This is a genomic window from Tenacibaculum halocynthiae, from assembly GCF_964512825.1.
In the GTDB taxonomy this organism is placed as follows: domain Bacteria; phylum Bacteroidota; class Bacteroidia; order Flavobacteriales; family Flavobacteriaceae; genus Polaribacter; species Polaribacter halocynthiae.
Genome location: NZ_CAZELG010000028.1, coordinates 319,448 through 335,034 on the forward strand (window position 1 = coordinate 319,448; position 15,587 = coordinate 335,034).

The following is a 15,587-nucleotide window of genomic DNA, read 5'->3' on the forward strand; positions in this document are numbered from 1 at the left end:
ATGGCTAATTTAATAAGAGGTGAAATTTATAACAATCTGAAAATTGCTGTTATTGATAAATCATTTTTTATAGAAAACTAATTTAATGGTTTACAAGAAAAGATTTATTATTAGTTTTTATTTATCTGACGAATCTATTGATCTGCAAAAATTAAAAGTCTATTTTCTCTAATATAATTATATTGCTCAGAAGTTAAATAAATTACTACAGCTCCATCACCAAATAGTCTGTAAAATTTCCCACTTAAGTTATGCTTTTTAGCAATATCATTTAAATACTTAAAAAACTCAGTATCTATCCAATCACGATTAATTTTAAATTCTTTTTTATATTTTTTATTATTAAAAATAAAGTTTAAAATTACATTTTCATTATTCAAATTAAAGTTATCACTAACTTTTATTGGATTAAATTCTTTATGTGAAATTTTTGAATATTCATACAGTAATTCTTCATAAGGATTATTTAAATTACTTAACTCAGTATCAAAAGATAAAACAACTTCAGAAAATGAAGAAAGAATTTCATTTAAATCATTTATTTTTTTCTCATTTATAATATCAATACTTTTTAATACTTCGTTTTTATCTAAATGATTAAATAATCCAAGTGTTCGAAACTGAGATATTACATCATTTATTTTGGTTGTTGTAATAGAGGTATCAAAGTTTTCATAGCTTAAATTCCAATAGCTCTTTAAATCTCTAAATATTTTTGACTGATCTTCTCTCAAAGCTATAATACCAAAATTCTGATTTTCAAATTTTTGTTTATTAATAAATTTGTATTTAACTAAATGTAACTGATAATTTGATTTTAAATCATTTAATATTTTATTAAAAACTTGATAATATTTTTCCTTATCTATTTTAATGAAAAAGTTATCGTTTAAATCAGTATTATTATGTAAAAAAAAACTTTTTTGTTTATATGTTTTATTATTTGATTTTATTGAAACTACTAACTTATGTGAAGTATAATCTATTGATGATTCTAATGAATCTATTTTAATTTCAAATTTAAAATTTGTAAAACTTAATTCAGGTAAGATTTTAGAGGTTAATTTATGTATTTCCTTTAAATAAACAATTGGTTCGTTTGAATATTTTGATAAATCGAAAAATTTTGCATTTTTACAGTAGTTAATAAATTCTAGAGGTGATTTTAATTTATTTTCACTAATATCCAAACGTAACTGATTATTTTTTTCTTTACTAATAATTCCATTTTTAAATAGTTTAACTCTAAAATTATTTTGCCTTGTGGTGCTCATCCACTCATCAAAACTTATTTGATTGATTAAATTAAGTAAAAGGTTAAATAGATTGTTGTACTCGTTATTTTTTATTTTGTTAATATTCAGTTGATATAATTTATCATTAATTAATGAGCCTTTTTGTAATTTTGTTAAGTATTTAAATAGTAACTTATTTATTTCTTTTTGTTCATTCTTTTTTAACTTTTCATCAAAGTCAAACACTGTATCAACGCTAGAATATTTATAGCCTGTTACTTTCTCAAATTCTTCTTGAAATACAAAATAAAGGAGTTGTCCTTTTGAAACTTTACCAATGAAAGAAATTTTTTTGTTGATTTTTTGGCCCTGATAAAAATTTAGTAAATTTAAATCTATTAACTTTTGAACTTCTAAATTAATATTTTGACTAATAGCTGAATTAACAACTAATAAGCTTATTATAAACAATATAAAACAAATTTTTTTTTTCATTTCTACAAACAATTTTTTAAAATGTAAGGTTATTAGGTTGATAATAATTTACATTTTTTTAATATAATCAATCTTAAAAACCGAAACTCCACCTCCACAATTAGCAGAAATAAATGGACCATTTAATCCAATGTCATTAATTTGATAGATTAGTTGATTATCAACAAAAAAAGAAATTTTAGAATTTTGGCAAATAATTATTATGTCTCTTTTTTTATTTAATTTTATAGGAAACTTATATGTTTGTTTTATAACTTCTCTATTTGGAGGAGGACTTGAATGAATACCTATTTCACCATCTTCCCTAACAAAACATAAATACCCAGAGTCTTTTCCATGTTTACCTTTTAAATTATCAGCTTTAATAAAAAAACCTGCCCAAGCAGAAGAGTTATTTCGGTATGTTTTTTCAAACTTAATAGATGCTTTTAGTTCAAAATCTCTTACATCTTTTGAAATAATCGCTTTTGATTTGTATTCATTTCCCTTTGTATCAATTATAAGTACATTACCTTTATATTGTGGTAACAAAACATTTTTACATGATATAATTACTAAAGGAAGAACTAGAATAAATAGAAATATTCTTAAATTTTTCATAACTAAAACTATCATCTTTTTTATAGGTTGATAAAAGTACACTATTTTAAATTTAGTCAAGATAGGCTCAATAATAAATATATACGATAATATTTAAAACATATATAGGGACAAAATTTAAATCACAAAAAATTATGAATGCTAAAATATCTAAGATAAGTCCTGAAGATTATAATTTTATAATAAATGAATTAAATAATTGGTGGGGAGGTCGAAAGATGACAGATATGTTGCCTCGGCTATTTTTTAAATATTTTACTAATACAAGTTTCATTGTAAAAGATCAAAATCAAATATTAGGATTCATTATTGGTTTTATATCTCAAGATAATCCAAAATTAGGTTATGTACATTTTATTGGGGTAAATCCAGAATTTAGGAAACTCAATTTAGGGAAAAAACTATATGCTCACTTTTTTAAAGAGGCTAAATGTTTAAAATTAAAAGAAATAGAATGTGTAACCTCCATTAAAAACAAACTCTCTATTAATTTTCATAAAAGTTTAGGTTTTTCAATTCAAAAAGGAAATAAAGAAATAGATGGGATTTCATATTTTGAAAATTATGATGGAATAAATGAACATAGAGTTTTATTTAAATATGAATTATAAACTATTTATAACACAAGATTTTGGTTAAGTACCACCTCAAAAATCAGATAATTTTCTATTATCTTGCATTGTGCTTTTACTTATTATTAAAACCAATTTAAAATCTTAAAAAATGAAGGTTACAACTGAAAAAAATGAAAAAGTTGCAAATATGATTTTTGCTTCTATTTACCCTCTTTATTGGAACAGATTAGAAAAGAATGGTAGAACAAAAAAAGAATTTCATCAAGTAATAGAATGGTTTACTGGTTTTGATGAAAATAAATTGCAGGCACTTATTAAAGAGAAAGCAACATTTAAAACATTTTTTGAAAAAGCAGAAATACATTCAAATGCATACATGATTAAAGGAGTAGTTTGTGGTTATCGAATTGAAGAAATAGATGATAAATTTAAAGTGTATAAACAATGTAGGCGTATGGAAAAACTTATAGATGAGTTAGCAAAAGGCCGTAAAATGGAAAAAATACTCCGTAAAGAGAAAAATTAAGAACCAATGTTAACAAATACAATGCATTTGATTACTATCTTAACAGTAATTCTAAAAGTATATACTAAAAGCTAAAACAAATGTTTTTTAATCATTCTAGAATAAAAACACTAAGTATAACGTCCATAAAATAATAATGAACCAAAAAGAACTATTTTGTAATAGCTTTATAATTTTATTTTTATTAATTAGTTTATTTTCTTGTAAGGATGAAGAGAGAGAATCTAATACTAAAAAAGTAAAAAAAAATGTACTATCTAATTTACAGTTCGACCATTTCAATATTTGGGTTGAAAATCCAAAAAAAGCAAAAAAAAATTAACTGATATTGGGTTTACATCCGTTCCCGATTCTCTATCTCTAATTCATTTAGGGCAAGGTACATCAGGAAAATACTTCCATTTTTTAAATGGTTATTTGGGACTTATTTTTGTCTATAATCAAAAAGAATTAGAGAACAATAATTTAAAAAATAAAGAGCTTGATTTTATAGAAAGAGCAAATTTCAGAAACAATGGAGCCTCACCTTTTAGTATAGCTTTGAAAATAAAAAATTATGATATAGAAGAAATTCCATTTGAAAAAATAAGCTACCATCAAAAATGGATGAAGGAAAACATGTATATTTATTCAGCTAAGAATTCAAAAAGAAACCTTAAAGAACCTTCTATTTTTGTTGTATATCCTGAAATAGAATCAGAAAGATTTGAAACATTGTCTGATTTTAAAAAAAATCCAAATGAATACGCATTTGCTAGGGAGTTTTATAAGCACCCGAATGGGGCAAAAAAATTAACAAATATTATTATTACTTCAACAGATTTAGATTTAAAAACAAAAACAATCAAAGCTATAAACGAAATTGAAAAATTGTCAGTTAAAAAAAGTAATATACATTTAATGGAGCTATATTTTGATAATAATATTCAAAAAAAGTCATTTGACTTAAGGCCTGAACTACCACTAATTATTTATTTATAAAATTAGATAAAAAATTTCTGTTTTTTATTTACTCATAAAGGAAGTAAATTAATTTTATAAATAATACCTACTTTTCTATTTTAACAAAAAAAGGATAAAAATCAAAAAACAAATTTTTACGTTTTTATGTTAATAATTTCAGGAAAATCATTCCATTTTCTAATTGAGAAAATATCTTAACTTAGCTAATATTCATCTTTTTTTATTAAATTTACGCAAACACTGGTAACACTTTTTTAGACGAGATGTTACCAAAAAATTAATAATACACATTTAATTAAAATACTTAGCTTTAAAAAGAATTCGGATCTAAAATTATAGTTATAAAACTTTAATTATAAGAAACCTCTAATTCAATTTAACTATTAAGAAAAAATAATTATGATTGATCAAAAAAATAATATAGAATTATCTATAGTAATTCCTTGCTTAGATGAAGCGGAAACGATAGAAATATGCATTAAAAAAGCAAAAAAATTCTTATTAACGAATAATATATCTGGAGAAATTGTAGTTGGTGATAATGGAAGTAAAGATGGTTCAATTGAAATAATCGAGAAAAATGGAGCACGCTTGGTACATATTAACAAAAAGGGATATGGAGCAGCTTTAATGGGAGCTATAGAAGCATCTAGAGGTAAATTTATAATTATGGGAGATGCTGATGACAGTTATGATTTTTCAAACTTAATGCCTTACATTTTAAAATTAAGGGAAGGTTATGATTTGGTTATGGGAAATAGATTTAAAGGAGGTATAAAAAAAGGAGCCATGCCTTTTTTACACAAATACCTTGGTAATCCTGTACTTTCATTTATTGGTAGGTTATTTTTCAAAATTAAAATAAGAGATTTTCATTGTGGTTTAAGAGGGTTCAGAAAAGATAGTATTAAAAAGCTTGAACTCAGAACTACTGGGATGGAATTCGCTTCTGAAATGGTTGTTAAGTCTAGTATTTTTAAGTTAAAAATAACCGAAGTACCTACAATATTATCAAAAGATGGTAGAAGTAGACCTCCACATTTAAGGACATGGAGAGATGGATGGAGACATTTAAAATTCTTATTAATGTATAGTCCTAAATGGTTATTCTTTTATCCAGGAATGTTCTTCTTTTTACTATCAACACTTTTTTTTATACTAATAAGTATCAATCCTATTCATGCAAAAGAACTAACTTTTGATTTGCATACTCTAACCTATTGCGGTGCTGGAATAATATTAAGTTATCAAATATTAAGCTTTTCTTTTCTAAGTCGAATTTATGCAATTAATCAAGGACTAATTCCTGTTGAAAAAAAGTTCTTAAATATATTTAATTTTTTTAATCTTGAAAAAGGATTACTAGCGGGTATATTCATATTTATTTTAGGTTTTTTATCAAGCTTAAATTTATTCATGGATTGGAGACAAGAGGGGTACGGGAATATAAATGACCTAAATGTTTCCTTCAGAGTTTTGATACCATCTGTAGTTATGATAATTGTAGGTATTCAAACTATTTTTTTAAGTTTTCTTTCAAGTATTATTGGAACAATTCAAAATATTAAGTTTTTAGATGAATAAAAAATTTAATCCACTTATAAATTTTAATAAAAAACATGCTCAATTTATTTAAAAAATTACATCATAAATATGTATTCTTGCGAAGAATAGATGTACTTTCAAATCAAATAGCTATACAAATTCCTGATAATATTAATTTATTAGATATTGGTTGCGGAGATGGTACCATCTCAAAAATGGTTCTAGATAACAAAAAAAACATAACAATAAAAGGCATAGATGTTTTTGCTCGTGAAAATTGTGCCATACCATTTAAAATGTTTGATGGTAAAACTATTCCACATACTGATGATGAATTTGACGCTACTCTATTTGTAGATGTTTTACATCATACGACAAATATTAAAGAATTGATTACTGAAGCAGCAAGAGTAAGTAAAAAATATATTATCATTAAAGATCATCATTATAATAATGCTCTTGATTTTGGTATATTAAAATTTATGGATTGGGTTGGAAATGCTCCACATGGTGTTAAAGTTATTTATAATTTCAAAAATCTAGATTTTTGGAAAACTACTTTTTCTGAGTTAGGATTGGAAATTGAAAATATTAATTGTAAAGTACCTATTTATCCATTTCCTTTTAATTTAATTTTTGGAAGAGATTTACATTTTATAACCGTGCTTAGAAAAAAAGAGCTATAAAATATAAAATGTTACGTTTTTATCATTTGTTAACAAGCCTTTTAACCTTATAATTTTTATGCCTAAAAAAACACAAAAGTTATTAATGTTGGTAATTATACTAATTTTAGTAACACTAACATACTCTAATCACTTTAACAATACTTTTGCTTTTGATGACTATAACCAAATAGTGGATAACTCTTATGTGCGAAATATAAATAACATTCCTTCTTTTTTTAAAGATGCCACTACCTCTTCTACTTTGGCTAACCACCAAACATACAGGCCACTAACAATGACATCTTTAACCATTGATTATTACGTTGCGAATGGTTTAAATCCTTTTTATTTTCACTTGAGTACATTTATCTGGTTTTTAATTCAATTGATAGTTATGTTTTTTCTATTAAGAAAAATAATTTCAAAAATAACTCAAAATAAATGGTCAGATTATATAGTGTTTTTTGCTGTAGCACTTTATGGAATTCATCCTGCAAATGCTGAAACTATAAATTACATTTATCAAAGAGGTGATTCTTTATCTACATTATCAGTTGTTGCTGGACTTTTTTTATACATTTCCTATCCTAAGAAACGAAAATTTTATTTATATTTAATTCCAGTAGTAATTGGTATTCTTACTAAGGAAACTGCCACAATGTTTGCTCCTATATTATTTTTCTATGTATTGTTGTTTGAAGTTAACAGCTCTTTATTCGAAATATTTAGTAAAAATGGAGTAACTATTATAAAACAAACGTTCCTTCAAACTTTACCAGCTTTTATAGTTTGTGGCCTATTAGGCGTTTTTGTTTTAAAAATGCAAAGCCCTTCTTTTGAACCTGGAGGAGTTTCAACCTTAAATTATTTGATGACTCAACCTTGGGTATTATTCCATTATATTTTCACATTTTTTATTCCAACTAATTTATCTGCTGATACTGATTTATCAGCATTTACAAATGTGTTTGATGAACGAATTTATGCAGGGTTGGCTTTTGTTATTACTATGATTGTAATTGCATTCAAAACATCTAAAAAAGAAGAAACAAGACCTATAGCTTTTGGTATTCTTTGGTTTTTTATTTCTTTAGCGCCAACATCTAGTTTTGTTTCTCTTGCTGAAGTTACAAATGACCACCGTATGTTTTTTCCTTTTGTAGGATTGACACTTAGTGTTACTTGGTCAATAGGTATTCTTATAATTAATCGCCAATCAATTATAAATTCAAAGCCTTTGTATAGATATGGTATAATTATACTAGGAATTATCATTCTTTCAGCATACACAACAGGTACAAGAGAGCGTAATAAAGTATGGCATTCTGAAGAAAGCCTATGGTATGATGTTACTATAAAAAGTCCTAAAAACGGAAGAGGGCTTATGAATTATGGTTTAACTCAAATGAAAATTGGAAAATACGATATAGCTTTAGATTATTTTACAAAAGCCCTTGCATATTCTCCATATTATTCAACTTTGTACATAAATATTGCTATAGTAAACAATGCAATGAATAAACCTGTTGAAGCTGAATCTTATTATAAAAAAGCTATTAAATATGCTCCAAAAAATAGTGAATCCTATCATTTTTATGCTGATTTTCTTTTTAAGAAAAACCGTTTTCAAGAATCACTGTCTAATGCTAAAATAGCACTTTCATTAAATAATGTTAGTATGGAAACAAGACATTTATTAATGAAAATATACAATCAGTCAAGTAATTATAAAAAATTAGATATCTTGGCTAAAGAAACTTTGAAAATTATACCTAAAGATTCTTTATCTAACTTTTATTTGAATAATAAAAAAACAATAAACTTAAAGTTAAAATTAGCGGAAGAATTAGCTGAAAATTCACCTACTTCGGATAATTATATTAATTTAAGTTTAGCTTATTATAACCAAAAATTATATAAAAAATGTATTATTGCTTCTGAGAGAGCATTAGAATTAGATCCTGAAAATAAATTTGCTTACAATAATATAGGTAGTGCATATATAGCATTAAAAAATCGTGAAGAAGCAATAATAGCTTTAACCAAATCATTACAAATTGATTCTACATTTCAATTTGCAAAAAATAATCTTAATTGGGCTAAAAACAACCTTTTTGTAAAAAATCCATAACCAATATAATAAAGTATAATATAAGTAAAAAGCCATTGAATTAACAATGGCTTTTTGCTTATATTATATTTTTTTAATCATATTTGTTTTTGCTATCCTCACTTTCTACTGATTATTCAAGTTTATCAAAATCATAATTAAGTGCATTTACTGTAATTGAAAGAGGCGTACCCTACATTTTCATAACAAACCTACTACTTCTGTTTTAATTTCTGTGAGATGGTTCCATTAAAAAAACTGAATTAATTTTATTAATAATTAATTCAGTTCCATATTTGATAACATTAAAATCAATATAAGTTTTGATAGAAATTAAATGTTATTTTTTTTATTAAAACACTATAGTTTCATAATGTTATCTATTAAATTTTCATCATTTCTTGTACCAAATGGGTCAATACTGATATATTTAGGTTCTTCATTAACTATTATTGTAACCTCTGAAGTTTCTTTATTAATCATGAATGATTGATAATATAATATTTGATCATTACTTTTTACTTTAGAAGGGTGTGAATTAAATACTCCTATTTTTATTGGCTCATTAATAGATGTTTCTTTAATTTCTCCTGAATCCAAAGTATTAAATCGTTTTGCTTTTAATGTAACTGTTACTTTAAACTTCCCATTTTTTAATTGTTTAAACTCTCCTCTATCTATTGCTAAATCATACGTAATTACTCTTTTAAACCAATCATCAATTAATTCATGATATTTTAAAGGAGTTACATCATACAGAGCCTCTAAAAACTCAATGGAATTTACTTCTAAAGTTTTACTATTTCTATATTTCTTTGTTAAACTCTTTAATACCATATTTAATTCTTTCTCACCTATTAAATCTCTTACAGCTAATAAAACGGTTAATGCTTTTCCATAAGAAATATATCCTTGTCCTAATATTTTATAAACTGGAGGCTCTTGTTCACCAGCAAAAGCTCTACCATAAAAATATCTTCTTCTAGTGTTATCACTTAATTCGTATAAAGCTCTTTTTCCATACATTTTTTCCATAACTACAGCTTCAGTATACTTTGCAAAGCCTTCAACAAAAATAGAGCCACCTGCTACTGGTTTTGCTGATAATGTATGTCCCCACCATTGATGTCCTACTTCATGAATTGTTCTTTTTGCTACTAAATTGAATATTGAGGAATCACTTACATTTGATAAATACAATCGGTCTTCTACCATACTTATAACTCCTGGGTGTGCAAAACCTCCAAATGACCAATGTGAAGGTATTTCAGCTATTCTTAGGTGATCGAAATTATACTTACCAAAGTTAGCTTGACAATAATCTAAAGTTTGTTTTGTACTTTCTTCTATTTCTTCAATATTGAAAGAGTGGTTTTCATCATAGTATTGCTCAATTAAAACCCCTTTATGATTAACTTTTTTAGTCTTATACATACCAGAAAAATAAGCAATCATAGGTATAATCTTATTTTTAGACTTGTAATGATAATAATTCCTATCATTTTCAACCCATTCATTTATTAAACTACCCGAGCTTAAAGCTTTTTGATTTTTATTTGTTGATACAATAGTTTCAAAATGTATTTTTTCATTATTAAAATCATCTAATTCAATATGAGAATCTGATATTTCTACTTCTTTTCTTTTTGGTAAATCTCTTTTTTCTCGTTCTACTCTATTTGTTATTTCTATACTATTACTATACCCAAGCATAGGTTCAAATGTTCTGTGCGTTATATATGTTCCATTTTTAACAATCGTTTTATTGTTTTCGTATTTTTTAACTTTATAAGCCAATTCATAATTAAATAATAATGAATCATTTGGTTGAATATCCTCGTTTAATTTGAATATATATATACCAAATTCATTATTTTTTTTGATAAGTGTTCCTTTTTCTAAAGAAATAGACTTTAACGGAACTCTTTCTGTTATAAAAACTTCTGATATTGGTTTTGAACTACCATTTTTCAAAATATAATTTGCTTTTACAGTATAGCGTCTTTCTGAAGGAAAAATAGCTACTTCTGTTTTTCTAGATATTGGAAAAAGTCTTTCTAAATTTTCATACTTTTTAAACTTTCTCTCATATCTTTCTCTAAAATCTAATTGATTACTGAAAGTTTCATAGGTATCAATCACATTCATATTATAAAATATTATTAACCCAAAACTAATAAATAGTACTGCTAAAAATAAGATTGATACTTTTTGAATTTTAGTCAACTCATAGCGTAGTTTTTTTAGTTTAAATAAAATATCTGATACTACTCCTCTATTCCACATTTTAAATGATAAAGTCATTAAAAAAAGACCAAAAACTAACCAATACAATGCTAAATGGTTAAATAAACTTGAGCCTCCATAAAAACCATTCATATTTGAACATGCAACTCGTGGCATAAAACCAATACTTGTTAACGGGTGCTCTAATCCTATTAAATCAGATTTTAAACTTAATATTACAATTAAACCAGAAACTCCCATTCCAATATATTTACTTTTAGCAATACTATTCACAAAAATTGCTATCATTGAGAAAATCATTAATTGTAAACCATAATGGTAATACAGTGAAGCATACAAACTAAACTCAAAGTTTGTATAACTTAAACTAACTTGAAAAATAATACACATTAAAATACCTGTAGTTATTAAAATAATTGGTAATAGTACTACTACCAAAAATTTAGATAAAAAGAATGTGCTATTTTTTGTTGGAACCGCATCTATAATTAAATTAAAATTTAAGCTACGTTCTCTCCATACAATTTCTGCACTATAGAATATGATTAACAGTAAACTAAAAATAGTTAGAGGGTCAACTATTAAAGCTATTAATTGATTCGTAAAAGGATACGAACTAACTCCATATTCACCTCCTTCTATTACTGTTGCATATAATTCTGAAAACACAATAAACAACCACATTATAAGAACTGCAATAAAAGGTAAACTCTTAAAAACACTTACTAATTCTAATTTTATTAAAGATATAAATGTTTTTATTTTTGTTTTAAAATTATGTATTTGCTCTAATGGTTTATAGTCTATTAAAGTTGTATTTTCTGTATTAAATCTCCTTTTTTTCTTTATTTTTTTTGTTATTTTCCTAAAAGAAAATAATTTATAAGTACTTAATAAAACTCCAAAGGAAACAAGAAGCCAAGTTAATCTATTCATAAAAAAGTAACCTGAAAATGATAATAATTGCGTGTTTTTTTGAAATGGAGTCCAATATTGTGTTTGTTCAAAAAATGCTGCAATCCCAAACAAATCTGCAACAGCAGCTATAGCCATACTTTCTGGTGATGCAGGAACAGATTGTGCAAGAAGTGGAGAATTTAAAAAGATTGAACAAACGAAATATAGCATGTATAAAAATACAGCACTAATATAAGTTGCTATACTACTTTTTGTAAGTGTACTTACAGAAAAAACAATCGTTGTACAAATAAAGATATTAGGAACAACAATATATAGCCAAGGCTGTAAATATGTTAATAGTTTAAAATCACCTAATCGTTCTGGGTCTAAACTTGAAAAATAATTCCCACCTATATAACCTACTATAAAAGGTGAAAAAGCTAGTGTACTAAAAATAAATGTACCTAAAAATCTACTCCAAAAATAGTGTGATTTTTTAATTGAAGAACTATAAATTAAATTCTCCATATTATGTTGTTTATCTCTAAGCATTGCGCTAACAGCAAAAAACATAATAATAAATACACTTCCTAATGTAAAAAGACTTGTATGAAAATAAACTTGATATACTGAATTAAAATGAACTCCCTTAGGAGCAAATCCTTGCTTACCCACAAAATAACCTAGCGCTAAAAATAAAATAACAAATATTGGAAATGCACGTTGTTTTAATTGATAATAAACCTCAAAATTTAATAGCTGTTTAAACATAATTTATGCGTTTTTTAATTGATTCTTAAAAAGTGTTGTGAAGTAGAAATCCTCTAAATTTGGAGTAATTAACTCAAAACCTATTTCCGGTTTAGTCTCTGATAAAACCCTTACTTGTGTATCACCAGAAACTAATTTTGTTGAAATAAGATCAAAAGCTTTTTTATACGATTCAATATCTTCTTTGCGTATAATTTTACTCCATATTTTGTTTTTAATACTCTCTACCAATGTTTTTGGATTTCCTTCTGATATAATTTGACCATTTGAGAGAATAGCCATTTTTGGGCATAAATTTTTTACATCTTCAACGATATGTGTTGATAAAATTACAATAACGTTCTCCCCTATTTCACTTAATAAATTTAAAAAACGATTGCTTTCCTCTGGATCCAAACCAGCTGTTGGTTCATCTACAATAATTATTTGAGGATTTCCTAATAATGCTTGGGCAATACCAAAACGCTGACGCATACCTCCTGAAAATGTATGCACTGCTTTTTTTCTATGTTGATATAAATTAACTTGTTGTAGTAATGCTGTTACTTGTTCTTTACGCTCTTTTTTATTAATAACCCCCTTTAAAACGGCTAAATGATTTAATAATTTTTCTGCAGATATTTTTGGATATACGCCAAATTCTTGTGGTAAATACCCTAAGCAATTTCTAATCTTTTCTGGAGTTTCTACTATATTTGAGTCATTAAATGTAATAGTTCCTGAAGTAGGTTCTTGTAAAGAAGCAATAGTTCTCATTAAAGATGATTTTCCAGCCCCATTAGCTCCTAATAAGCCAAACATTCCGTTAGTAATTTCGATATTAATATCGTTTAATGCTTTTACTCCGTTTGAATATGTTTTAGTTAAGTTTTCTATTTTTAGTGTATTCATAATGATCCTTTTTAATTACATTACAAATGTGTTTTTTTTATCTTCTTTTTAAAACTTAAAGTGACGTACAATTAACTTATTTACATACATATAGTATTTTTTACATTAAAACTAGGTTCATCATAAAAATGATCTTGTTCATCATAATTTTCATACTGTATATCAATATAGTTGTAAAAACATAAGAACATTAGTAGTTTTGATATATGATTGAGTTTTTTAAAAAATACAAAGCCTTCTTTATTGGTTTAATTATTATTCCAATATTTTACTTTTTAGATACTACCAAATATTTAAACATACCTCGTGATCAACCTTTTGAAGTGTTTATTATTACTCTATTTTGGTGGTTAGTAATTGCGTTACCTATTCATCATTACAAGTATCTAATAACTAAAAAAAATGTTCTGTTAAAAGTATTTGCTATAATCGCTATTTTCTTTGTAGCATTAGTAATAGATTCTTATATGAAGGTACCAGATAACCCAATAACTTTTACCCTTTTATTAGTCTTTTGGTTAGGCTTTGCATACATTATAGCTCCAAAATTCTTTACAAAATATTGGAAACTAATAACACTTATTTACGCCCCATTACTTTTATACTTTTTCTATTTAAGGCTACTTTCAGGAAATTTAGATGCTTATTTAAAGATTAAAGAAAATTTTCCAATTTACATCTTCTTTATACCAATTCCTTTATTCTTTTTAGTATGGGTTTTTGAACAATGGAAATGGTTACAAAATTTAAAAAATGAAAAAGCAAAAACTGAATTATCGTTACTTAGAACACAAATAAATCCACACTTTTTCTTCAATACATTAAATAACTTATACGCTTTAACTATAAAGAACTCTAAACAAGCTCCTGATGTTATTTTAAAGCTATCAGATATGATGCGTTACACTATATATGAAGGAGAAAAAGAAACTGTAAAACTTTTAGATGAAATTGAATATTTAAATAATTACATTGACCTTCATAAAATTAGGTACAAAAAATCAGTAGAAATTTCTTTCAATTATAAAGATGTTAATCTTCATTTAACCATAGCACCTTTACTATATATAATGCTTTTAGAAAACTCTTTTAAGCATGGTATTGACACTCTTTCTGAAAATGCTTTTATCAATATAAATTTATACGATACAAATGATGCTATATTTTTTGTTATTGAAAATAATTTTGATCCTAATGAAATAAATAAAACTAAAGGTATTGGATTAGAAAACCTTAAAAAAAGACTTTCTTTATTGTACAATAATAAGCACGAATTAACTATAGATATATCAAATACTATTTATAAAACCACTCTAAAAATAAATAAAAATGCTTAATTATATTATAATTGATGACGAACCTTTAGCTCATGAAATTATTGAAGAGTTCTGTAACATATTACCTCATTTAACATTGAAAAAAAACTGTTATAATGCAATGGAAGCTATGCAATATTTAAATGAACATACTGTAGATTTTATGTTTTTAGATATTAATATGCCGAAACTTAGAGGGCTTGACTTTTTAAAAACACTAACAAAACCTCCAAAGACTATTATTACAACAGCATATAAAGAATATGCTTTAGAAGGGTTTGAATTAAATGTTGTAGATTATATTTTAAAACCTTTTAGTTTTGATCGCTTAGTAAAAGCAGTTAATAAAATAACTGATTTAAATACTATTAAAACAGTGATTAAAGAAGTAGATACTACTTCTGAAACAAATTCTCGTTTTTTTGTTAAAGGCAATAAAAAACATCATCAAATTAATTTAAATGATCTTCTATATATTGAAGCTTATGGAAATTACACTAAATTATTTTTAACAAATGAGATGATTGTAAGTCATGAAAAAATCTCATATTATGAAGATATATTAAATGCAAATGATTTCTTAAGAGTACATAAATCATTTATTGTTGCAATAAATAAAATAAAATTTATTGAAGGAAATCGTATTTTAATTAATGAGCATAAAGTACCTATTGGGCAAACTTATAAAAATAACGTTAATAAACTCTATTCATAAAGTTTATTAACGTTATTTCTTTTAAAATCT

At 25.1% G+C, this 15,587-nt stretch carries 12 protein-coding genes; 8 read left to right on the forward strand and 4 right to left on the reverse strand.

Going from position 1 to position 15,587, the window contains the following annotated elements; all coding sequences use genetic code 11:
- Positions 1 to 134 precede the first annotated feature (134 nt).
- Positions 135 to 1,730, reverse strand: a complete 1,596-nt coding sequence (locus ACKTTQ_RS10665; RefSeq protein WP_408049185.1) for a hypothetical protein — start codon at positions 1,728 to 1,730, stop codon at positions 135 to 137.
- A gap of 48 nt (positions 1,731 to 1,778) precedes the next feature.
- On the reverse strand, positions 1,779 to 2,345 hold the full coding sequence (locus tag ACKTTQ_RS10670; RefSeq protein ID WP_408049186.1) for a hypothetical protein: 567 nt from the start codon (positions 2,343 to 2,345) through the stop codon (positions 1,779 to 1,781).
- Between the two features lie 119 nt (positions 2,346 to 2,464).
- Here ACKTTQ_RS10670 and ACKTTQ_RS10675 point away from each other — a divergent pair, with 119 nt between their 5' ends.
- The 6 genes from ACKTTQ_RS10675 (at position 2,465) to ACKTTQ_RS10700 (ending at position 8,738) form a co-directional block, all read left to right on the forward strand.
- The gene (locus ACKTTQ_RS10675) at positions 2,465 to 2,941 is read left to right on the forward strand and encodes a GNAT family N-acetyltransferase (RefSeq protein ID WP_093871150.1); all 477 of its coding nucleotides are present in this window, start codon (positions 2,465 to 2,467) and stop codon (positions 2,939 to 2,941) included.
- 112 nt (positions 2,942 to 3,053) lie between these two features.
- The gene (locus tag ACKTTQ_RS10680; RefSeq protein ID WP_113787108.1) at positions 3,054 to 3,431 is read left to right on the forward strand and encodes a DUF2200 domain-containing protein; all 378 of its coding nucleotides are present in this window, start codon (positions 3,054 to 3,056) and stop codon (positions 3,429 to 3,431) included.
- Between the two features lie 417 nt (positions 3,432 to 3,848).
- The gene (locus tag ACKTTQ_RS10685; RefSeq protein WP_408049187.1) at positions 3,849 to 4,412 is read left to right on the forward strand and encodes a hypothetical protein; all 564 of its coding nucleotides are present in this window, start codon (positions 3,849 to 3,851) and stop codon (positions 4,410 to 4,412) included.
- Positions 4,413 to 4,793: 381 nt separating this feature from the next.
- Complete coding sequence (locus tag ACKTTQ_RS10690) at positions 4,794 to 5,978, forward strand: glycosyltransferase family 2 protein (protein ID WP_408049188.1); 1,185 nt, start codon at positions 4,794 to 4,796, stop codon at positions 5,976 to 5,978.
- Between the two features lie 35 nt (positions 5,979 to 6,013).
- Positions 6,014 to 6,625: a class I SAM-dependent methyltransferase gene (locus tag ACKTTQ_RS10695; RefSeq protein WP_408049189.1), complete on the forward strand. Its 612-nt coding sequence runs from the start codon at positions 6,014 to 6,016 to the stop codon at positions 6,623 to 6,625.
- 58 nt (positions 6,626 to 6,683) lie between these two features.
- A complete protein-coding gene (locus tag ACKTTQ_RS10700; protein WP_408049190.1) occupies positions 6,684 to 8,738 on the forward strand; it encodes a tetratricopeptide repeat protein in 2,055 nt (684 codons plus the stop codon).
- 339 nt (positions 8,739 to 9,077) lie between these two features.
- On the opposite strand, the gene ACKTTQ_RS10705 is transcribed toward ACKTTQ_RS10700, so the two are convergent.
- Together ACKTTQ_RS10705 and ACKTTQ_RS10710 are read right to left on the reverse strand one after the other, a co-directional pair.
- Positions 9,078 to 12,635, reverse strand: coding sequence for an ABC transporter permease/M1 family aminopeptidase (locus ACKTTQ_RS10705; RefSeq protein WP_408049191.1), 3,558 nt, complete (start codon positions 12,633 to 12,635; stop codon positions 9,078 to 9,080).
- A gap of 3 nt (positions 12,636 to 12,638) precedes the next feature.
- Positions 12,639 to 13,526, reverse strand: coding sequence for an ABC transporter ATP-binding protein (locus tag ACKTTQ_RS10710; RefSeq protein ID WP_408049192.1), 888 nt, complete (start codon positions 13,524 to 13,526; stop codon positions 12,639 to 12,641).
- Between the two features lie 206 nt (positions 13,527 to 13,732).
- On the opposite strand from ACKTTQ_RS10710, the gene ACKTTQ_RS10715 reads away from it, so the two are divergent.
- Together ACKTTQ_RS10715 and ACKTTQ_RS10720 are read left to right on the forward strand one after the other, a co-directional pair.
- Positions 13,733 to 14,863 (forward strand): sensor histidine kinase, encoded by a 1,131-nt coding sequence (locus ACKTTQ_RS10715; RefSeq protein ID WP_408049193.1) that lies wholly within the window; start codon positions 13,733 to 13,735, stop codon positions 14,861 to 14,863.
- Complete coding sequence (locus tag ACKTTQ_RS10720) at positions 14,856 to 15,557, forward strand: LytR/AlgR family response regulator transcription factor (RefSeq protein WP_408049194.1); 702 nt, start codon at positions 14,856 to 14,858, stop codon at positions 15,555 to 15,557. Before ACKTTQ_RS10715 ends, ACKTTQ_RS10720 begins: the two co-directional genes overlap by 8 nt.
- Positions 15,558 to 15,587 lie beyond the last annotated feature (30 nt).